At 73.2% G+C, this 20,136-nt stretch carries 15 protein-coding genes; 9 read left to right on the forward strand and 6 right to left on the reverse strand.

Annotated elements, in window-relative coordinates; all coding sequences use genetic code 11:
* Positions 1 to 46: 46 nt before the first annotated feature.
* The gene (locus tag F7P10_RS30140; RefSeq protein WP_151014421.1) at positions 47 to 700 is read left to right on the forward strand and encodes a TetR/AcrR family transcriptional regulator; all 654 of its coding nucleotides are present in this window, start codon (positions 47 to 49) and stop codon (positions 698 to 700) included.
* Between the two features lie 7 nt (positions 701 to 707).
* Here F7P10_RS30140 and F7P10_RS30145 read toward each other — a convergent pair whose 3' ends face one another.
* Both F7P10_RS30145 and F7P10_RS30150 read right to left on the reverse strand, forming a co-directional pair.
* Positions 708 to 2,744: a hypothetical protein gene (locus F7P10_RS30145; protein ID WP_151014423.1), complete on the reverse strand. Its 2,037-nt coding sequence runs from the start codon at positions 2,742 to 2,744 to the stop codon at positions 708 to 710.
* 25 nt (positions 2,745 to 2,769) lie between these two features.
* Positions 2,770 to 4,179 carry a sigma 54-interacting transcriptional regulator gene (locus F7P10_RS30150; protein ID WP_151014425.1) on the reverse strand — a complete coding sequence of 470 codons (1,410 nt, stop codon included), beginning with the start codon at positions 4,177 to 4,179 and terminating at the stop codon, positions 2,770 to 2,772.
* 1,154 nt (positions 4,180 to 5,333) lie between these two features.
* On the opposite strand from F7P10_RS30150, the gene F7P10_RS30155 reads away from it, so the two are divergent.
* The 3 genes from F7P10_RS30155 (at position 5,334) to F7P10_RS30165 (ending at position 8,420) form a co-directional block, all read left to right on the forward strand.
* The gene (locus F7P10_RS30155) at positions 5,334 to 6,497 is read left to right on the forward strand and encodes an FIST N-terminal domain-containing protein (RefSeq protein WP_151014427.1); all 1,164 of its coding nucleotides are present in this window, start codon (positions 5,334 to 5,336) and stop codon (positions 6,495 to 6,497) included.
* Positions 6,494 to 7,456, forward strand: a complete 963-nt coding sequence (locus F7P10_RS30160) for an ROK family protein (RefSeq protein WP_151014429.1) — start codon at positions 6,494 to 6,496, stop codon at positions 7,454 to 7,456. The genes F7P10_RS30155 and F7P10_RS30160 overlap by 4 nt, the downstream gene beginning before the upstream one ends.
* 154 nt (positions 7,457 to 7,610) lie before the next feature.
* On the forward strand, positions 7,611 to 8,420 hold the full coding sequence (locus F7P10_RS30165; RefSeq protein WP_151014431.1) for an AfsR/SARP family transcriptional regulator: 810 nt from the start codon (positions 7,611 to 7,613) through the stop codon (positions 8,418 to 8,420).
* A gap of 21 nt (positions 8,421 to 8,441) precedes the next feature.
* Here the strand turns inward: F7P10_RS30165 and rfbA are convergent, their stop codons facing one another.
* Both rfbA and F7P10_RS30175 read right to left on the reverse strand, forming a co-directional pair.
* Positions 8,442 to 9,317, reverse strand: a complete 876-nt coding sequence (gene rfbA, locus F7P10_RS30170; protein WP_151014433.1) for a glucose-1-phosphate thymidylyltransferase RfbA — start codon at positions 9,315 to 9,317, stop codon at positions 8,442 to 8,444.
* Complete coding sequence (locus F7P10_RS30175) at positions 9,314 to 10,750, reverse strand: NDP-hexose 2,3-dehydratase family protein (protein WP_151014435.1); 1,437 nt, start codon at positions 10,748 to 10,750, stop codon at positions 9,314 to 9,316. The genes rfbA and F7P10_RS30175 overlap by 4 nt, the downstream gene beginning before the upstream one ends.
* A gap of 264 nt (positions 10,751 to 11,014) precedes the next feature.
* On the opposite strand from F7P10_RS30175, the gene F7P10_RS30180 reads away from it, so the two are divergent.
* A complete protein-coding gene (locus tag F7P10_RS30180; protein WP_254716099.1) occupies positions 11,015 to 11,995 on the forward strand; it encodes a Gfo/Idh/MocA family protein in 981 nt (326 codons plus the stop codon).
* Between the two features lie 69 nt (positions 11,996 to 12,064).
* Here F7P10_RS30180 and F7P10_RS30185 read toward each other — a convergent pair whose 3' ends face one another.
* Positions 12,065 to 12,298 carry a DUF5988 family protein gene (locus tag F7P10_RS30185; RefSeq protein WP_151014437.1) on the reverse strand — a complete coding sequence of 78 codons (234 nt, stop codon included), beginning with the start codon at positions 12,296 to 12,298 and terminating at the stop codon, positions 12,065 to 12,067.
* 638 nt (positions 12,299 to 12,936) lie between these two features.
* On the opposite strand from F7P10_RS30185, the gene F7P10_RS30190 reads away from it, so the two are divergent.
* The 3 genes from F7P10_RS30190 (at position 12,937) to F7P10_RS30200 (ending at position 16,732) form a co-directional block, all read left to right on the forward strand.
* Positions 12,937 to 13,656: a helix-turn-helix transcriptional regulator gene (locus F7P10_RS30190; protein ID WP_176611715.1), complete on the forward strand. Its 720-nt coding sequence runs from the start codon at positions 12,937 to 12,939 to the stop codon at positions 13,654 to 13,656.
* Positions 13,657 to 13,883: 227 nt separating this feature from the next.
* Positions 13,884 to 15,257 carry an NAD(P)/FAD-dependent oxidoreductase gene (locus F7P10_RS30195; RefSeq protein ID WP_218040183.1) on the forward strand — a complete coding sequence of 458 codons (1,374 nt, stop codon included), beginning with the start codon at positions 13,884 to 13,886 and terminating at the stop codon, positions 15,255 to 15,257.
* A 44-nt stretch (positions 15,258 to 15,301) separates the two neighbouring features.
* Positions 15,302 to 16,732, forward strand: a complete 1,431-nt coding sequence (locus F7P10_RS30200; protein WP_151014441.1) for an NDP-hexose 2,3-dehydratase family protein — start codon at positions 15,302 to 15,304, stop codon at positions 16,730 to 16,732.
* A 102-nt stretch (positions 16,733 to 16,834) separates the two neighbouring features.
* Here F7P10_RS30200 and F7P10_RS30205 read toward each other — a convergent pair whose 3' ends face one another.
* Complete coding sequence (locus F7P10_RS30205; RefSeq protein ID WP_151014443.1) at positions 16,835 to 17,467, reverse strand: YHS domain-containing protein; 633 nt, start codon at positions 17,465 to 17,467, stop codon at positions 16,835 to 16,837.
* 304 nt (positions 17,468 to 17,771) lie between these two features.
* Here F7P10_RS30205 and F7P10_RS30210 point away from each other — a divergent pair, with 304 nt between their 5' ends.
* Positions 17,772 to 19,727: a BTAD domain-containing putative transcriptional regulator gene (locus tag F7P10_RS30210; protein WP_151014445.1), complete on the forward strand. Its 1,956-nt coding sequence runs from the start codon at positions 17,772 to 17,774 to the stop codon at positions 19,725 to 19,727.
* Positions 19,728 to 20,136 lie beyond the last annotated feature (409 nt).

Genomic DNA, 20,136 nt, shown 5'->3' on the forward strand with positions numbered 1-20,136 from the left:
CATGCGTACGTTTTCAGTATCCGAACCGGCTGTTACGCTTGTCAACATGGCAGAGCAGACGGGACGGCGTCGCGGCAGGCTGCCCGCGGCCGAACGGGAGCGTCGTCGGGCCGAGGTGCTCGACGCCGCGCTGTCGGTCGTCACCGAGCAGGGGTACGACCGGGCGACGATGAGCGACGTCGCCGCCCGCGCGGGGGCGTCGAAGGAGACCCTGTACGCGTGGTTCGGCGACCGGGAAGGGCTCATCGCCGCGCTGATCGAGGCCAACGCCGACGCCTCGGCCGCGCGGCTCGTCGCCCTGGTCGGGGACCGGGACGTCACGCCCGGCACCGCCCGGCGCGCGCTCGTCGCCTACGCCACCGGCCTGCTCACCCTGCTGACCGGCCCGTCCTCGGTGACGCTCAACCGCGCGGCGATGGCCTCCCCGTCGCTGGCGCGCACCCTGCTGTCATCGGGACGGCACCGCATCGGCCCGCTCGTCGAGGACTACCTGGAGCGCCTGCACGCGGCGGGGATCGTGCACGCCCCCGACCCCGGGGAGGCGTACCGGACGCTGTACGGGCTCGTCGTCCGCGACACCCAGATACGCGTCCTGCTCGGCGAGGAGGCGCCGACGGCCGCGGAGATCGCCGAGCACGCCGAAACGGCCGTCACCGGCTTCCTCGCCCTCCACGCACCCGGCCGGCCGCCGTCCGCGTAGCGGGGCGCTACCTGCGGCCGCGCCGCACCCGCAGGTAGTCGCTCACGACGTACTCGCCGAGCCGCTGCGCGTCCGGCGCGAACACCCGGCCGCCGTTGCGCCGCGCGACCTCCTCCACGAACGACACCAGCCGGCGGTCGTCGGCCAGCATGAAGAAGTTCATCCCGGCGCCGCGCCGCGTCATCTTGTCGACCTCCGCGAGCGTCAGCACCAGCGTCTCGGTCGACGGCGGGTAGTCGAACAGCGAGCGCCCGTCCGGCCGCAGATGCGCGGTCGGCTCGCCGTCCGTCACCACCAGCACGATCGGCTCGAAGTCCGGGTGCCGGTCCAGATGGCGGCCCGCGATCATCAGCGCGTGGTGCAGGTTCGTGCCCTGCACCATGTCCCAGTCGAGCCCCGCCATCTCCGTGGGCTGCAGCGTCCGCGCGTAGTTCGAGAACCCGACGATCTGGATCGCGTCCTGCGGGAACTTGCTGGTCACGAGCGTGTGCAGGGCGAGCGTCGTCTGCTTGGCCGCCGCCCACGTCCCGCGCAGCACCATCGAGTACGACAGGTCGACCAGCAGGCAGACGGCCGCGCCCGTGCGCCGCTCGGTCTCGTGCACCTCGAAGTCGTCCACACCCAGCCGGACGGGCCGCGGGCCGGGCACGATGTCCGACCGCACACCGCCGGCCGGATCGGCGACCTCGGCCGGGACGGCCGGGGCCACGGGCGCGGACAGGCCGTTCATCGCGCTCCGGCGGACCGCGTTGCTCACCGTCCGGACGACGTCCAGCGGCTGCTCGTCCCCGAACCGCCACGGGCGGCTCGACCCGGTCAGCTCGCCCGCCTGCCCGGCGTCCCGCTGGTCGTGGTCGCCCGGCCGGCCCGACGCGAGCTGCGAGAACACCCGCCGCAGCGCCGTCTCGCCGAGGCGCCGCACCGCCTTCGGCGTCAGCTCCAGCTTGCCCCGGTTCCGCCGCAGGTAGCCCTGCCGCTCCAGCTCCGCCTCGATCCGCCGGAGCGCCTGCAGATCGTCCACCGCGCGGCGGCCCAGCGCCCGCCGCACCGCGTCCTCGTCGATGTCGTCCAGCCGCGCGCCCGGATACTCCTGCCCGAGCGCCGCCTCCAGCTCCGCGAGATCCGCCAGCTCCGCCAGCGCGGACGTCGCGTCGCCCATGCCGAGCGGGTCCTCACCGGTCATCGGCTCGGCGCCGCCCCACCCGAGGTCGGGCCGCCGGGCGCGCAGCGAGTCCCCGAGCCGCGTCATCTCCATCGCGAGGCCAGCGTCCTTCATGGCCTCGTCCATCAGCCCGGCCAGCTCCGCCCGCTGCTCCGGGCTCAGCGACGCCAGCAGCCGGTCCATCGCCGCGGCCCGCCGCGCCAGCGCGTCCACCAGCTCCTCGAGGTTCTCCGGACGGTCGGGGAAGAAATCCCCGTAATCGTCCATGAACCGGTCGAAATCCTCGGGAGTGTGCTCGCCGCGGGCGTCCTTCTCCAGCATCGCGTTCAGCGCGGACATCATGTCCTTGACGCGCTGCATCTGCGCCGGATCCTGGCTCTGCAGGGCCTGCTTCATGCCCTGGAACTGCGCGTCCAGCACCTCGCTGCGCAGCATGTCCTTCAGCCGCTCGAACGTCTCGCGCGCCGCGCCCGACTTCCACTCGTAGTTCGAGAGGCGCCGCACGGCCTGCGACGTGTCGTCCGGCAGCGCGTCCAGCTCGGTCTCGCGCAGCCGCGCGTCGTCGGACGGGTCGGGGAACAGCTCGGCCCGCTCCTGCCCGATCGCGGTGTCGAGCAGCGCGCGCGCCTGCTCCAGGGTGCCGTCCAGCCGGCCCCGGTCCCGCAGCGCCCGGCGCCGCTCGCGCACGTCGCGGAGCAGGTCGTCGAGCCCGCGCCCGTCACGGCCCGGCAGCCCCCGCCGCAGCAGGTCCCGCAGCGCGTCGCCCGGCCGCGTCCCGTCCAGCACCGCGTCGCCCACGGCGTCGAGGGCGCCGCGGACGTCGTAGGGCGGGGCCAGCGGGTCGGGCCCGTCCTCGTACGCGCCGTACCGGTATCCGCTCACAGTCGCGCCCCCAAATCGGCAGCCCTCAGGTGCGGTAGGTGGATGTCCCGTCGGCCGCGTCCTTCGACAGCCGCCGGGTCAGGAACAGCCCCTCCAGGGCGAACTCCAGCGCGGCCGCCGCCTGCCCGGGGGACTCCCCGGACATCCCCAGCCGCTCCATCATCCGCGCGAGGCCCGGGACCTGCCCGACGCGGCGCAGCAGCTCCGACGCCGCCACCAGCTCGCCCGACTCGACGCTGTCGCCCGCGTCGAACTTGTCGAGCAGCCCGCTCAGATCGGCGGCGCCCAGCGTCCGCCGGTAGGTCTCCGCGACGGCCCGCCGCAGCAGATGCTCGAGCACCTCCTGCTCGCGGCCCTCCTCGCTGACCTCGAACTCCACCTTGCCCAGCAGCGCGGGCACCACCGCCGGCAGGTCGCAGACCCGCGCCACCGCGTGGTCCTCGCCGGTCAGCGCCGCCCGGCGCACCGCGCCCGCCGCGACCGTCTCGGCGCCCGCCAGCGCGAACCGCGCCGACACCCCGGACCGCCCGTCGACCGCCGTCGACTCGCGGACCAGCCGGGTGAACCGCCCGATCACCTCGACCAGGTGGTCGGGCACCTCGGCGGGCACCCCGCCCAGGTCGGCGAAGTCGGACTCCTGGCGGATGAGCGCCAGCTCGGCGTCCAGCTCCAGCGGGTAGTGGGTGCGGATCTCCGCGCCGAACCGGTCCTTCAGCGGCGTGATGATCCGGCCGCGGTTGGTGTAGTCCTCGGGGTTGGCGCTGGCCACCAGCAGCACGTCCAGCGGCAGCCGGAGCGCGTACCCGCGGATCTGCACGTCCCGTTCCTCGAGCACGTTCAGCAGCGCCACCTGGATCCGCTCCGCGAGGTCCGGCAGCTCGTTGATCGAGAAGATGCCCCGGTTGGTCCGCGGGACGAGCCCGAAGTGCACGGTCTCCGGATCGCCGAGCGTCCGGCCCTCCGCGACCTTGATCGGGTCGACGTCGCCGATCAGGTCGCCGACGCTGGTGTCGGGCGTCGCGAGCTTCTCGCCGTACCGCTCGTCCCGGTGCCGCCACGCCACCGGCAGCCCGTCGCCCAGCTCGTCCGCCAGCCTGCGGCACCGCACGCACACCGGCTCGTACGGATGGTCGTTGATCTCGCAGCCGGCGACGACCGGCGTCCACTCGTCCAGCAGGCCGACCAGGGTGCGGATCAGCCGCGTCTTGCCCTGCCCGCGCTCGCCCAGGAGCACCAGGTCGTGCCCGGCGAGCAGCGCCCGTTCCAGATGGGGAAGCACGGTCTCGTCGAACCCGAGGATCCCGGGGAACCGCGGCTCGCCCGATCTCAGCCGGTCGAGCAGGTTGCGCCGGATCTCTGCCTTCACCGGACGCTGGACGTGACCGCTGTTGCGCAGCTCGCCCACCGTGGTCTCGCGAGGTGTGGATGCACGCACGAGATCGACACTACGTTATTTACTTGGGGGAGCGACCCCCCAAGCCCCCCGGATTGTCGCGGGACGATCCTCGCGTGCTGTTGCGAGAGACCGTGTGCCGTGCGGCACGCGTACGCACGCTGCGGTCGTCCCGCTCCTCGCGCCGGACGGTCCTCGCGCCCGGCTGGGGGCCCCCGGGGCCCGGTGAGCACTCGCCGAGGCGCTGCGGTCGCCCAGCGCGTGGACTTCGACCTTGCAGGCGGCTGCATGCGTTCGCTTGCTGGGGCCCACTTGGGGGTTGGTGGGTCCGGATGGGGTTTCGCGTTTGGGTGCAGGCCCCCATGCACGCTCGTCCCACGCGTTGTTTGTTTGGGGGAGCGCCCCCCAAGCCCCCTCCGGATTGTCGCGGGACGATCCTCGCGTGCTGTTGCGAGAGACCGTGTGCCGTGCGGCACGCGTACGCACGCTGCGGTCGTCCCGCTCCTCGCGCCGGACGGTCCTCGCGCCCGGCTGGGGGCCCCCGGGGCCCGGTGAGCACTCGCCGAGGCGCTGCGGTCGCCCGGCGCGTGAGCTTCGACCTTGCAGGCGGCTGCATGGGTCGTTTGCGGGGGTTGCCGGGGGTGGGGCGGTCCGAATGGTTCGTGTGTCTGGGTGCCGGGCCCTCGTGCATGTTCGTCCTGCGTCGAGGCGGTGCGGTCGCCCGCCGCGCCGATCCTGCAGGCGGCTGCATGCGGTCGTTCGCGCGGGCCTGCGTGGGGTTGCCGGGTCCGGGTACCTTCCCGCGTCTGGGGCGGACCCTCGGCGAAGGCTCGTTCCACGTCGAGGTGCTGGGGTCCTTACGCGTCCGGTGCGTCACCCGCGAAGTCGTGGGGGTCTGCATGCGTTCGCTTGCTGTGGTCTGCCTGGGGTACGGGTGTCGTGGACTGGATGGTTCGTGTGGCTCGTTTCTCGGAGGCCCGCATGACGATCACTCGGCCGGCGACCCCGACCACGGGCACGCTTCGCGCGGCCGTAGGCGCCCCGCGCCGGAGGTCGCGCGAAGCGGGGAGCCGGGCGACCGGAGCGTGCGTACGATCGCCGAAGGGGACACGATGTCTTGCAACAGCACGCGAGGATCGCCCGGCGACTGACGGGGGTTCCAGGGGGTCGCCCCCCTGGGTGGACAAGGAGGCGCTATGGCTCGGTTCGGTGATGGGCTGGCTGTCGGCCCGGATCTGTCCAGTGCCGCCGTAACGGCGGTGGAGGAGGCGCTGGCGCCGCTCAGCGCGGCGCCGGACCTGGTCTGCGTGTTCATCTCCGGCGAGGACCCCGACGAGATCGAGGCGGCGGCGCACGGGGCGGCGCTGGCGGCGGGGCCCGCGGTGATGATCGGGTGCAGCGGCGCCGGGGTGATCGGCGCCGGGCGGGGCGTGGAGGAGACTGGGGCGGTGAGCGCGTGGGCGGCGGTGCTGCCGGACGCGCGGATCGACCCGTTCCGGCTGGAGACGCTGCGCTCGGACGATCGGCTGATCGTCGTCGGGATGCCCGAGGGGCAGGACGACGACGTGGTGGGCGTGCTGCTCACCGATCCGTACAGCTTCCCCGTGGACGCGTTCGTCGAACGTTCGGACGACGCGCTGCCGGGGCTGCCGCTGGTCGGGGGGCTCGCGGAGGGCAGCGGCCCGGGGACGGTGCGGCTGTTCATCGACGGCGAGGTCCACTCCGACGGGGCGGTCGGGGTCGTGATCGGCGGGTCGGTGGCGGCGGCGACGCTGGTCAGCCAGGGGGCGCGGCCGATCGGGCCCGACATGGTCGTGACGCGTGCGGAGGAGAACGTCCTGTACGAGCTGGCGGGCACCCCGGCGCTGGAGAAGCTCGAGGAGATCGTCGTTGGGCTGCCCGACGACGAGCAGGAGATGGCGGGCCGCGGGCTGCTGATCGGCGTCGCGATGGACGAGTACGCCGACGAGCACGAGCACGGTGACTTCCTCGTGCGGGGGGTGGTCGGGGCCGACACCGAGAACGGCGCCATCGCGATCGGGGACGTGGTGGACGTGGGCCGCACGGTCCGGTTCCAGGTGCGGGACGCGGGCGCGGCGGAGGAGGATCTCGCGGCGCTGCTCGAGCGGTTCGACATGGCGCCGGTCGAGGGCGCGCTGCTGTTCTCCTGCAACGGGCGCGGGAAGTCGATGTTCCCCGACTCCGACCATGACGCGAAGGTGCTGGACCGCGCGTTCGGCCCGGCGGGCGTCGGCGGGTTCTTCGCGGCCGGGGAGATCGGCCCGGTGTCGGGACGCAACCACGTGCACGGGTTCACGGCGTCGATCCTCGCCTTCGGCCGTTCGGGAGAGCGCGCGTGACCGATCCCGCTCCCCCCGGCGGCATCGTCCTCGCGATCGACATCGGCGGGACGAAGCTCGCGGCGGCGCTCGTGGACGGCGCCGGGCGCGTCGTCGCCTACGACCGGGTGCCGACGCCGAACGAGCCCGGCCGCGGCGCCGAGGACCTGTGGCGGGCGCTCGACGCGCTCCTCGACAAGGTGGTGGCGGAGGGCGGCGGGCCCGCGATCACCGGTGTCGGGGTGGGGTGCGGCGGCCCGATGACGTGGCCCGAGGGCGCGGTGTCGCCGCTGAACATCCCCGCCTGGCGCGGGTTCCCGCTGCGCGACCGGCTCCGCGAGCGGCACCCGGGTCTGCCCGTCCGGGTGCACAACGACGCGATCTGCGTGGCGGTCGGGGAGCACTGGCGGGGCGCGGGGCGCGGGCGCGCGAACGTGCTGGGCATGGTGGTGTCGACGGGTGTCGGCGGGGGGCTGGTCCTCGGTGGCCGGCTCGTCGACGGTGCCAGCGGGAACGCGGGGCACATCGGGCACGTGATCGTGGATCCGGACGGCCCGCCGTGCGGGTGCGGCGGGCGCGGGTGCCTGGAGGCGGTCGCGCGCGGTCCGGGCCTCGTGGCGTGGGCGCGCGAGCGGGGCTGGCGGCCGGGGGAGCCCGGGACCGGGGTGGAGCTGGCGGCGGACGCGCGGGACGGCGCGCCGGTCGCGGTCGCGGCGATGCGCCGGGCCGGCCGGGCGCTGGGCGTCGCGATCGCGTCCGCGACGCATCTGTGCGACCTCGAGGTGGTGGCGATCGGGGGCGGGGTGTCGCAGGCCGGGCCGCTGGTGTTCGAGCCGCTGCGGGAGGCGTTCGACGCGCACGCCCGGATGGATTTCGCGCGCCCGCTGGAGATCGTCCCGGCGGAGCTCGGGCAGCCCGCGGGCCTCGTCGGGGCCGCGGCGCTGATCTTCGCACCCGGCCGTTACTGGAACGCCAGGTAACGGAAATGAACGGGAAATGGAGTCGCGGCGGCCGGAGCCGGTGCGGGCAAAGAGCAATCTGAGCGAAGACAGTGCGCCGGAGGGCAACCCATTCTTGAAGTGCGGGCAGCGTGATGACCTGGCCATGCTCGCATCCAATGGAGAGGGACGCTCGATGGTGCGTTTCAAGGTCCTCGGAAGCCTTGAGATAACCGACCACGGGCGGGTGTGCACGCTGACCGCGCCGAAAGTGCGCCAAGTGCTCGCCCTGCTGCTGCTGCGGACCGGCCGGCTCGTGCAGAACGAATCGGTCGTCCGGGAACTGTGGGGGGACGCGCCGCCGAAGAGCGCCTCCACCACGGTGCAGACCTACATCTACCAGTTGCGCAAGGCCCTCGGCCGGGAGCGGTCCGGTTCGGAACCGCTGTCCACGCAGCCGTGCGGCTACCAGATGCGGATCGATCCGGCGGAGCTGGACGCGTGCCTGTTCGAGCGGTACGTGGCCGAGGGGCGCCGGATGCTCGACGGCGGCCGGGCCGAGGACGCCTCGCAGCGGCTGCGGCAGGCGCTCGACCTGTGGACGGGACCGCCGCTGGCCGACGTGACGCAGGGGCCGCTGCTCAGCGCCCACGCCGTGCACCTGCAGGAACAGCGGATCCGTGCGCTCGAACTGCGGATCTCGGCCGACGTCCAGCTCGACCGGGGACGGGACCTGATCGGTGAGCTGCGGTCGCTGGTGACCCGCTACCCGCTGCACGAGTGGTTCCACGGCCAGCTCATCGAGGCGCTGACCCGGGCGGGCCGGCGCGCCGAGGCGCTGCAGGCCTACCACAACCTGCGGATACGGCTGGACACCGAACTCGGCCTGGAACCGTCGCCGGAGCTGCAGCGCCTGCACTACGAGGTCCTGGTGCCCGCGGAGCGGGCCCGGCGGTCGCAGCACCAGCGTCCCGTCGCGATGGCCAACGGGAGTTCCCGAGGCTGACGCCCGCGGTTTTTCCGGGCCTCACTGAACCAGTTCCTTCGCTATGGCCATCACGTACTGGCCATAGCTGGAATTGGCGATTTCCGCGCCCAGCCGATGGCACGTGTCGGCGTCGATGAAGCCCTTCCGCAGCGCGATTTCCTCGATGCAGGCGATGCGGACCCCCTGCCGTTCCTCGATGGTGCGGACGTACTGGCCGGCGGCCAGCAGCGCCTCGGGCGTCCCGGCGTCCAGCCACACGAATCCGCGCCCGAGGTCCACCAGTGTGGCCTGGCCGCGCGCCAGGTAGGCCAGGTTGACGTCGGTGATCTCCAGTTCCCCGCGCGGGGAGGGCGCCAGGCTCCGGGCGATGTCGACCACGTCGTTGTCGTAGAAGTACAGCCCGGTGATCGCGCGGTTGGAGCGGGGACGGCTCGGCTTCTCCTCGATCGAGAGCAGCCGCCCGGCGGCGTCGACCTCGCCGACGCCGTAGCGTTCCGGGTCGGTGACCGGGTAGCCGAACAGCACGCATCCCTGGACGTCCGCGACGGCCGTCTCCAGCAGTTCGGAGAACGAGTAGCCGTGGAAGATGTTGTCGCCGAGGACGAGCGCCACCGAGTCGTCCCCGATGTGGTCGGCGCCGACGAGGAACGCGTCCGCGAGCCCGCGCGGCTCGGCCTGGGCCGCGTAGTCGATCCGCAGCCCCAGCCGGGATCCGTCGCCGAGCAGCCGGCGGAACAGCGGCAGGTGGTCCGGCGTCGAGATGATCAGGATGTCGCGGATCCCCGCCAGCATGAGCACCGACAGCGGGTAGTAGATCATCGGCTTGTCGCTGACCGGCAGCAGCTGCTTGGAGACCACCAGCGTGGCCGGTTGCAGCCGCGAACCCGAGCCGCCCGCCAGGATGACGCCCTTCATCGCGCACCTCCCGGCGCCGACGTGAGGCTGTGCAGGCACGCGAGCAGCGTGCGGGCCTCGACGTTCAGGTAGTGGCTGTGGCGGACGAGCGCACCGAGCTGGTGCACGGCCGCCCAGCGGAATCCCGGTGGTTCGCGGCCGGCTCGCGTCTCGACGACCAGGTACCGGTTGCGGGCGTGGTGGAAGCGTCCGCCCTCCTCCGAGAGCAGGGCGCCGAACCTGATCCGGTCGGGGTCGGCGGCCAGTACCTCGTCCAGGAACGGCGGGCGCGCCGCGGCGGGCAGGTGAGCGTGGTTCTCGGGCGTGCACTGCACGGTGGGCCCCAGCTCCGCCACGTCCACGAAGCCGGGCTCGGCGGCGGCCCGCACCAGCACGTGCAGCACGCCGTCGATCGGGGCCGCCAGGAACGCGATCACGCCGGTCCCGGCGGGCGCCACCAGCGGCTGGCCCCACCGGCCGACCTCGCGCGCGCCCGCCGTGACGTGGACGCCGATGACGGAGAAGAACCGGCCGGTGCGGTGCGCGATGGCGCCGCCGGCCGCCTCCCAGCCGTCCGCCTCGGCCAGCGGGACCGGCTCTGCGCGCATGCCGCTCGCGGTGCGCGCCTCGGTGATCCAGCTCAGCAGGTCCGGCATCGGGTGGAGGGCCCCGGCCTCGGGGTCGCAGGAGCGCAGCAGCGCGGCGCCGAACGCGGTCCGGCCCGCGGCGCCGCCGTGCGGGGCGGGCCCGTCGGTGAACGGCAGGCAGCCCAGCACCGTGCGGGCGTCCATGTTGACGACGTCGTCCATCTCCAGCAGCCGGTGCACCTGGCCGAGCGTGAGCCAGCGGAAGCCGTCGAGCACCTCGACGTCGCCGGCCGCCTCCACGACCATGTTGCGGTTGCGCTTGCGGAGGAACCGGGTGCCCTGCTCGGACTGCCGGACGTCGACGAGCCGCGGGCGCGAGGCGTCCGTGAAGTGGTCCAGGTAGGGGACGGCGGAGCCCTGGTGGACGCGCGTGTAGTTGCTGTGGGTGGCCTGGACGGTCGGCGACAGCTGCGGGCCGCCGTGGTTGCCGGGCTCGACCTTGGCCTGCATCAGGAAGTGCAGCACCCCGTCGAACTCCTTGACCAGGATGCCGAGGACGCCGACCTCGGGCTGGTCGATGATCGGCTGGGTCCACTCCGGGACGGGGCCGTCCGGATCCCGCACGCGCAGTCCCGTGATCGTGAAGAAGCGGCCGCTGCGATGGCCCAGGTCGCCGGTCACGGGGTCGCGGCTCCAGCCGTCCACCTCTTCGAGCGGGACCCGGTCCACCCGCATGCGGGCGCGCGCCGCGGTGCCGGCCAGCCAGGCCCGCACCTCCGCCGGGGCGGCGTCGCCGGGATGCCGCGCGGACACGGCGAGCCGCTCGGCGAGGGACGGCTCGGGAGCGACGGCGCGCGGAGCGTTCATGTGGCCGGCTCCCGGCGGGCCGCGGCGCGGCGCGGGCCGCCGGTCGTCCTGATCGCGTCCATGCCCGGCAGTGTGCGCCGGACGTCTCGCGGCCGGATCCAACGCCGCTGAAGGCGTGCGCGACGCGGGGTGGAGCACCGCCGCCGGGCTTTGGGGCCCGCGGGCCCACCGGCTCCATGGATCTTCGAGTCCGGCTCGCCGCCCGGCGGTTACCTTCTCCGCGCCGGACATCGGCGGACGTGATCGACGGAAGGGGTGGCGGCGGTGGCTGAGGACGTCGTGCGCATGGGAGTCGTCGGCTGTGCCGACATCGCGGTGCGGCGGATGCTGCCGGTGATGGCCGGGACGGACGCGGTGGACCTGGTGGCGGTGGCGGCGCGGGACGCGGACCGGGCCGCCGCGGTCGCGGCCCGGTTCGGGTGCGCCGCCGAGGCGGGGTACGAGGCGCTGCTGGAACGGGACGACATCGACGCCGTGTACGTGCCGCTGCCGCCCGCCCTGCACCACGCGTGGACGCGGCGCGCCCTGGAGGCGGGCAAGCACGTGCTCGCGGAGAAGCCGCTGTGCGTCGACGCCGTCCAGACCGCGGAGCTGGTGGAGTTGGCCCGGCGGCGGGACCTCGCGCTGGTGGAGAACTTCATGTTCCTCCACCACTCGCAGCACCGGGCCGTCCGCGACCTGGTCGAGCAGGGGGAGATCGGGACGTTGCGGACGCTGTCCAGCTCTTTCGGGATCCCGCCGCTGGATCCGGGGTCGTACCGGTACGACCCGGAACTGGGCGGTGGGGCCCTGCTGGACGTCGGCGTCTACCCGCTGCGCGCCGCCCAGCTCTACCTGCCCGGGGAACTGGCGGTGCTCGGCGCGTGCCTGCGCCTGGACCCGGCGACCGGCGTGGACGTCGCGGGCAGCGTGCTGCTGTGCTCGCCGGACGGAGTCACCGCGCAACTCGACTTCGGGTTCGAGCACGCCTACCGGAGCGACTGCGCGCTGTGGGGCGACCGGGGCCTGCTCAGGGTGCCCAGGGCGTTCACGCCGCCGGAGCACCACCGGCCGCTGGTCCGGATCGAGCAGCAGGACCGCGTCACGGAACTCTCACTGCCGCCCGACCATCAGGTCCGCAACGCGATCGAGGCGTTCGCGGCCGCCGCCCGGTCCGGCGGGCGGCGGGCGGGGACGGCGGCGCCGATCCTGCGGCAGGCGGTGCTGGTCGAGCGGGTGCGCGACGCCGCGCGGATCGTGGAGTGACCGCCCCGCCGGACGGCCGGTCGGCGGGGCGGCGCCGCGCCGACCGGCCGTCCGGTTATCGGCGGCCGGTCATTCGGCGGCCTCGGTCCGGGTGGTCCAGGTAAAGACGGTCGGGCGGGGGCTCCCGTCCGGACGCCCGTCCACCTCGAAATGCTCGTAACCGCCCCGGTGGGACAGCTTGAGTTTCGTGGTCGCCGCCGGCGCCCGCATTCTACGGGCGATTTCGGGAATGTCGTCGGGCCCCCCGACGAGCACCGCTTCGATGCTCTCTTCGCCGGTCCGAGCTTGATCGATCTGATGCATGGAAACTCCCTCCGTCGGCCGCCTTTCAATTCGAGCTGCCGCCGCGGCCTTATGCATTCCACCGGTACGGACGTACCGTAAACGGTGTTCACCGTTTTGGTGGTGCCGGCTTCGGAGGCATGGCCCCATTGTGCGGCAGCAGGGTCGTGGGACCATCTCCGATATTGCCCGATTCGGCGGCGCGCAGGGCGATCACGGCGGCTGCGGCCACCCGTGAGGAAGGTTCACGTTTAACTGTATGTGCTCGCTTGACGCCTCATCGTGACGCCTCGAGGAGGGCCGTCTCGATGATTCAGGTAAATTATGGCGGCCCGAAATACGGAGGACCGGACCTCTCTATGGGTTTCGGTCCATCAATTATCGAGATTATATGTCGACCGAAAAGCGAAATCGAGGTATCTGTGTTAAGAGATGGTTACGCAAAGTCAACGTATTGCTTCGGTCTCTTCGTTTTCTATAGCTTTTCTTTGGGAGTCTCCATGGCCCCTTGACGTTGCACGTTAGGCTCGGTTCAAATCAGATACGTTGAGGTATTGGTCGGCAGGGGGGAATAGGCGGTGCGGTCGGAGATCGCTCAGGTCGTCGCGGGGATACGGGCCAGATACCATGAGGACCTGTCGCTCGAGGATATGGCGGCAATGGCCGGCCTGAGCCCGTACTACGTGTCACGGCTTTTCTGCAGGGAAACGGGCTTCCCGCCGACGCGCTACCTCGGTGCGATGCGCCTGGAGGCGGCACGCCGCAGGCTGCTGTGCAGCCAGGCCAGCGTGGCCGACATCTCCGTCGAGGTCGGGTGCGCCAGCCTCGGGACGTTCACCACGAGGTTCAACCGGATCCTGGGGGTACCGCCCGGCCGGTACCGGCGGCACTCCCTGCTGGGGGAGGGCGGCGACGGGTTCGGCGGCGCACTGGACGGCTGGCCGTTCCTGCACGCCTCGATCATGGTGACGGCCGGCGACCGCGGCCCCCAGCCCCACGCCCTGCACCTCACCGCGATCCCGGCGGCGGAGCCGTCCGCCGACGAGCCGGGCGGCGCGGAGCCGGGCGGCGGCGGGCCGGTGCGGTTCTGCTCGGGCGAGCACCCGCACCGCGGCGCCCGGCTGGCGCACGTTCCGCCCGGCCAGTGGTACGTCGCCGTCCGTCCGGCGTACGGCGAGTGCGGCCCCCTGCCCGCCGCAACCACGCTCGTCGGGCCGCTGCGCACCGTCCCCGGCGCGGTCGTGCCGATCGAGCTGGACTGGAACGACCTCAAGGCCGCGAGCGCCGAGCGTCCGCACCGCGGCGTGGCGTGCGAGCCGCTCCCCCTGGCGACCGCCTCGCGGCCGCGGCGCCGTCGCCCGGACGGCCGGCGCGGCTGACGTCCCTTCGACCGTCCGGCGGCCACGGGCCGTCCGCCTCCCGGACACGGAGGCGGGCGGCCCGTTCCGCGTGCGCCCCGCGCCGGTGCCTCCCGGCCCGCCCGCCGCGGGTGCCGGAGGGGCCTCGGCGCAGGTCCCGCAACCGGGGAGAAGACACCTCCCGCCCGCCCGCTGAGAATCCTCGGAGAGGCGGCCTGCCGCACGCGGACATCGATCGAGGAGGAACCGTGGCCATCATCGGTGAGCATGCGGTCGTCATGGGCGGATCCATCGGGGGGCTGGCGGCGGCCCGCGAACTGTCCGGCCGCTACGAGCGGGTCACGGTGCTGGACCGCGACGTGCTGCCGGACGAACCGGCGGACCGGCGCGGGGTGCCGCAGATGGGGCACGCGCACGCGCTGCTCATCAGCGGCCGGATGCGCCTGGAGGAGATGTTCCCCGGCCTGGCCGACGAGCTGATCACCGCCGGCGCGGTACCGTTCGACCCCGGCTACGACCTGCTCTTCTACCAGATGGGCGCGCTGCGGACCCGCTACCGCAGCGGGATGCGCGGGATCAGCGTCAGCCGCGCCTTCCTGGAACTGTCGATCCGGCGGCGGGTGGCGGACCTGCCGAACGTCACGATCCGGGACCGCACCGCCGTCAACGGCCTGTACGGCGTCACCGGCCAGGTCCACGGCGTCGAGCTCGACGGCGGTGAGCGCATCGCGGCGGACCTCGTGGTGGACGCGACGGGCCGCGCCGCCGGCCGCTCGGACCGATGGCTCGAACCGCTGGGCTGCCCCGCACCCGAGGTCACCACCGTCAAGATCGACGTCGGCTACACCACCCGGCTGCTGCGCCGCAAGCCCGGGGACGCGCTGCGCGAGGACGGCGGCATGCTGTTCCTCATGTCGTGCGTCCCGCCGCACGACAAGCGGGCCGCCGCGGCGTTCGCGGTCGAGGGCGACCGCTGGATGATCACGCTCGGCGGCTGGCACCGCGCGCACGCCCCGGCCGACCCGGAGGGGTTCGCCGAGTTCGCCGCCGGCCTGCCCGACCCGCACATGGCGAACCTGCTCGCGAACAGCGAACCGCTGGACGAGGGCGGGCACAAGTTCGTCTACCCGGCGGCCCGCCGCCGCCACTTCGAGAAGCTGAGCCGGCTGCCCGGCGGGTACGTGGCGCTGGGCGACGCGATCTGCAGCTTCAACCCGCTCTACGGGCAGGGCATGACCGTCGCCACCATGGAGGCGCGGGAACTGGGCGCCTGCCTGGACCGGTTCGGCGCCGCGAGCCCCGCGATGGCGCGCCGCTACTACCGGGCGGCGGGCAAGGTGATCGACGCCCCGTGGCAGCTGTCCACGGGGAGCGACTTCATGTTCCCCGAGACGGTGGGGAAGCGGCCCCCGGGCACCGACCTGCTCAACAAGTACGTCCGCCGGATCATGCTGGCCAGCCACGTCTCGACGCCGGCGCACCACGTGATGATGGAGGTGCAGCACCTCCTCGCCCCGCCCGCCTCGATCATGCGTCCGGCGACCGTGGTCCGCGCGCTGCGCGCGGCGCGGCGCTCGCCCGCGGCCGCCTCCGACACCCCGCATCCCGCCGGCGTGCGCTGAGCCGCCGTCCGGCCGTCCACCCGAGCACGTGGAGGAAGAGCATCGTGGAGACAACAGCGACCGAGCGGCGCTCCGGTGACCGCCCGATGTGGGAGCGGCTCGCCGCGTCCGCCGCCGCGGCGGGGGCACGGGTGACCGACGAGGAGGTCCGCGCCTGGCTGTCGGACGTCCGGGACCGCACCCCGGTGCAGGTCAAGGAGGTTCCCCTCGACACGCTCGACGGCTGGTCGGTGGATCCGGACACCGGCGCGATCGGCCACCCGAGCGGCGGGTTCTTCACCATCGAGGCGATGGAGAAGCACGCCACCGTGCACGGCTCCATCTCCCACACGAACTACCCGATCATCATCCAGCCGGACATGGGGACCCTGGGCATCCTGCTCAAGGAGTTCGACGGCGTGCCGCATCTGCTGATGCAGGCCGTGGTGGAGCCGGGCAACCCCGACGGCGTGCTGCTCGGCCCCACCGTGCAGGACACCTGGAGCACCCGCGCCGAGAACGTGCCGTACCTCGAGTACTTCACGGAACCGGACGCGCACCGCATCGTCGCGGACGTGCGCCAGTCCGAGCAGGGGTCGTGGTTCTTCCGCAAGCGCAACCGCAACGTCGTCGTGGAGACCGACGACGACGTGGAGGCCGGCGACGGGCACCGCTGGCTGTCGCTCGGCCAGGTCCTCGGCCTCTTCGCCGAGGGCAGGCTCAACGTGAGCGCGTGCTCGGTGCTGTCGTGCCTGCCGTTCACCGGACCGGGACGGGCGGAGCGCGCCGGGGACGGCGACGCGTTCCGCGCCGCGCTGCTGCGGTCGTGCGAACCGGACGCCCCGGCGCTGCACGGGACCACCGAGGTCGTGAGCTGGCTGAACCGGGCCCGTACCTACGGCGACATGAACGTCGAGCGGATCAACCTCGCCGACGCCGACATGTGGAAGCTGGCCGACGGCGTGCTGGCGCACGGCCACTTCAAGTTCTTCTGGGTCTCCGGCAACGAGGTGACCGTCGGCGACGACTCCTGGACCCAGCCGATGATCCGGACGGTCGCGGACGCGCTGGTGGTCTTCCTCGTCCGGAACATCGACGGGGTGCTGCACGTCCTGGTGAACTCGGTGTTCGAGGGCGGCTACGTGGACGTCAGCGAGTTCGGCCCGAGCCTGCAGTGCATCCCCGCGTTCTACGAGCAGATGACGCCGGACGCCTACCCGCGCTTCCTCGAGGAGCTGAAGAACGCGGAGCCGTCCCGGATCCGCTACGAGACGACGCTGATCGACCACGGCGACGTCTTCCAGGGCGCCTCGGGCCGGTACGTGATCCTGGAGACCGACGTGGACGTCGAGGGCTCCGGGGACGGCTACGGCGACTTCCGGTGGGTGACGATCGGCCAGCTCGCCGAGCTGAACCGGCACAGCCACTACCTCAACCAGCAGGCCCGGAACCTGCTGCTGTGCCTGCAGGCCATGTGCTCGGCGGACGCGGGCTGACCCGGACGCGCGCGGAGGCGGCCCCGGCCGGGGCCGCCTCCGGCGTGCGCGGCGCGTTCCCGGAGCGTGGTCAGGGCGTGCCGCCGGCGCCCGGACCGGCGGTCAGGAGGAGGCCTCCGCGGCCTGGCGCTTCTCCTCGACGAAGAGCTGGCGGCAGTGCTTGCAGCAGAACCCGTAGGTCGTGCCCTCGTGCTCCAGGAGGACGGCCTCGTCCCGCGTCACCAGCACGCCGCACATCGGGTCGTAGAACGAGCCCTCGGGGGCCTGGACCTCGCCCGCCTCCTGCGCCTTGCGGTACGGGTCCCCGATCATCCGGATCAGCGCGGACGACTCCATGACCTTGCCCCGCAGCCCGTACCCGCCCTCGGGGACGCCGACGACGTGCACCTCGCAGAACGGGTCGCGGTACAGGCGCTCGGGGTCGTCCTCGGTCTCGGCGATCATCCTGGTGAAGAACTGGACGAGGTACTCGCTGAGGTCCTTGCGCCATGCGTTGGGCACGTGGGCGCGCACGACGAAGCGGGGGCGCGCCTTGTCGACCGGCCCGTCCGCGGTCCACCAGGTCTTCGGCTCGTGGACCACCACGTGCATGACCTGCCGGACGACCGCGGCCGAGTCCGGGTGCATCGACTCGCCCTCGGTCAGGTCCTCCAGCGCCACCAGCCGCTCGGCGATCAGCTCCCGCCGCGCGTCCGTGAGCACGCCTTCCGGGACGAACATTTCGATGAAGAACATCGCGCGATCCCTTTCGTAGTCGTGATCGGCGGGGATCGGAGCATGCTGCCGCCCCCCGCACGATTGCCCCGTTCCAAGCTGTCACCCCGTGCTGGCAGAGCACGCACATTTCGCTTTCACCGCGTGGACGGCCGGTACCCGCGGCCTCCGCCCGCTCCGGCGGGGGTCCGGGTGAGCGCAATATGGGCGATGACAGAAGGTTTTTGTCCATTCACGCTTGCTCTGTCCGCAGTCGTCGTAGATGTGCCGTCCCGACGTCCCGACGAGCTGCCGGGCTCCGGCCGACATCGGGAGGTGGATGACCATGTCAGCGACGGAGTCGTCCGTGCGGGTGCAACTGCTCGGCCGGTTGCGCGCCTGGCGAGACGGGACCGAGGTCGCGCTGGGACCGCCCAAGCAGCGCGCGCTGCTCGGGCTGCTGGCCGCCCGGCTGAACGAGGCGGTGGGCAGCACGGAGATCATCGACGCGATCTGGGGCGACACCGTCCCCGCGAGCGCGACCGGCGGCGTGCACACCTACGTCGCCGGGCTCCGCAAGGCGCTGGAGCCGCAGCGCAGCAGGCGGGAGTCGGGGGACACGATCGTCTCGGCGGGCGGCGGCTACACCCTGGTGCTGCCCCCGGAGAGCGTGGACGTGCGCAGGTTCACCGCGCACCTGGCCACCGCCCGCAGCCCCGCGACGGACCGCGACACGGCGCTGCGGGAGTTCGGGGCGGCGCTCGCGCTGTGGCGCGGCGAGGCGTACGCCAGCGTGCCCGGCCCGTTCGCCCAGACCGAGCGCGCCCGCCTCCAGGAACTGCGGCTGACCGCCGTGGAGGAGTGGGGCGCGGCGATGCTGGAGGCCGGCCGGCACGCCGAGCTGCAGCCGGCCCTGGCCGACATGGTGGCCAAGAACCCGCTGCGCGAGCGGCTGCGCTGGCTGCTGATGCTGGCCCTCTACCGGAGCGGCAGGCAGGCGCACGCGCTGACGGTGTACCGGGAGACGCACCGGCTGCTCACCCGGGAACTGGGCATCGAACCCGGCCCCGAACTGCAGAGCCTGCACGAGCAGATCCTGGGCGCCGATCCGGACCTGGCCCCGGCGCCGGCGGCGTCCGGTGCCGCCGTCGCGCCGCCGCCGGGCGCGGCGGCGCCGCGCCCGGCGCAGCTCCCGCCGGGAGTGCGCGGCTTCGAGGGCCGGACCGCCGAGCTGGCCCGGCTCCGCGAGTTCGTCACCGCGGAGCGGGACCGGGACGCCGCCGAACCGGCCGTCGTGGTGATCGACGGGCCGCCCGGGGTGGGCAAGACGATGCTGGCGATCAGCGCGGCGCACCGGCTGTCCGCGCACTTCCCCGACGGGCAGCTGTTCGTCGACCTGCGCGGCTTCGACCCGGCGGCCGAGCCGCTGGACGCGTCGGCGGCGCTGGCCTCGCTGCTGGACACGCTGGGGGTGAGCCGGGACCGGATACCCGCCGACCCGTCCGGGCGGGCGGCGCTGTACCGCAGCGTCCTGCACGGCCGGCGCGTGCTGATCATGCTGGACGACGCGCTGGACCCCGACCAGCTCCGCCCGCTGATCCCCGGCGGGCCGGCCTGCGTGCTGGTCACCAGCCGGCGCAGGCTGAGCGGCCTGGTGGCCCGGGACGGCGCGCACCGGCTGCCGCTGGCGCCGCTGCGGCTGGAGGAGTCGGTCCGGCTGCTGACGTACCTCATCGGCGCCGACCGGGTCGCCGCGCAGCGCGAGGACGTGGTGCGCATCGCCGAGATGTGCGGGAACCTGCCGCTGCCGCTCCGGCTGGCCGCCGAGCAGCTCACCGCGGACCCCCGGATGCCGCTGGCCGAACTGGTGGAGCGCTACACCCCGGGGCAGGCCCGGCTGGACGGGCTGGCGGTCGAGAACGACCCGCTGGCGACGCTGCGCTCGGTGTTCGGCTCCTCCTACCGGGCGCTGCCCGCGGAGGCGGCGCGGCTGTACCGGCTGCTGGGCGCGTACGGGTCCCCGGCCGTCGAGTTCGCGGAGGTCGTGGCGCTGGCCGGGCGGGTCCCCGCCGACACCCGGCGCCTCCTGGACGTGCTGGTGGACAACCATCTGCTGGAGGAGGACGGGGACACGTTCCGGTTCCATCCGCTGCTCGGCACCTACGCGGGCGAGTGCGCGGTGGAGGAGCCCGAGGACTCGCAGCGGGCGGCGCGCGCCCGGGTCCTGCACTACCAGCGGTCCCGGGGCGCCGGCGGCGGGCCGTGGTCGAACGGCGCGGCGTCCGGCTCCTACGTGCGCTGACGGTACTGCGCCGACCGGTGCGCTGACCGGTGCGTACGCCGACCGTGTACGTGAGGTGGACGGTGTATGTGAGGTGGCGGCGCACGTGCGGTGACCGTGCACGTGTGCCGACGGCGTATGAGGTGACGGCGTACGCGCGCCGACGGTGTGCGTGAGGTGGCGGCGTACGTGAGGCGACGGGTGTACGCGCGGTGACGGGTGTACGCGCGGTGACGGGTGTACGCGCGGTGACGGGTGTACGCGCGGTGACCGTGACCGTGACCGTGACCGTGGCCGGGACCGGGTCGGGGTCCCGTCCGGGCGATGCCGTTCCGGGGCGCCGTTCACACGCCCGTCATTGATTCCGCACGACCCGGCAGTGCCTTTTCCAGGACCCTCCACGGGGTTACCGGGAGGTTTCTGGACGCGG

It is taken from the genome of Actinomadura sp. WMMB 499, from assembly GCF_008824145.1.
Classification (GTDB): Bacteria; Actinomycetota; Actinomycetes; order Streptosporangiales; family Streptosporangiaceae; genus Spirillospora.

What these genes read in the sequence shown, in the direction of transcription:
- F7P10_RS30205 (WP_151014443.1), bottom strand. Translation starts at nt 17,467, where the DNA reads ATGTTCTTCATCGAAATGTTCGTCCCGGAAGGCGTGCTCACGGACGCG.
- F7P10_RS30210 (WP_151014445.1), top strand. Translation starts at nt 17,772, where the DNA reads ATGTCAGCGACGGAGTCGTCCGTGCGGGTGCAACTGCTCGGCCGGTTG.
- F7P10_RS30175 (WP_151014435.1), bottom strand. Translation starts at nt 10,750, where the DNA reads ATGAACGCTCCGCGCGCCGTCGCTCCCGAGCCGTCCCTCGCCGAGCGG.
- F7P10_RS30185 (WP_151014437.1), bottom strand. Translation starts at nt 12,298, where the DNA reads ATGCATCAGATCGATCAAGCTCGGACCGGCGAAGAGAGCATCGAAGCG.
- F7P10_RS30140 (WP_151014421.1), top strand. Translation starts at nt 47, where the DNA reads ATGGCAGAGCAGACGGGACGGCGTCGCGGCAGGCTGCCCGCGGCCGAA.
- rfbA (WP_151014433.1), bottom strand. Translation starts at nt 9,317, where the DNA reads ATGAAGGGCGTCATCCTGGCGGGCGGCTCGGGTTCGCGGCTGCAACCG.
- F7P10_RS30190 (WP_176611715.1), top strand. Translation starts at nt 12,937, where the DNA reads ATGGCCGGCCTGAGCCCGTACTACGTGTCACGGCTTTTCTGCAGGGAA.
- F7P10_RS30155 (WP_151014427.1), top strand. Translation starts at nt 5,334, where the DNA reads ATGGCTCGGTTCGGTGATGGGCTGGCTGTCGGCCCGGATCTGTCCAGT.
- F7P10_RS30165 (WP_151014431.1), top strand. Translation starts at nt 7,611, where the DNA reads ATGGTGCGTTTCAAGGTCCTCGGAAGCCTTGAGATAACCGACCACGGG.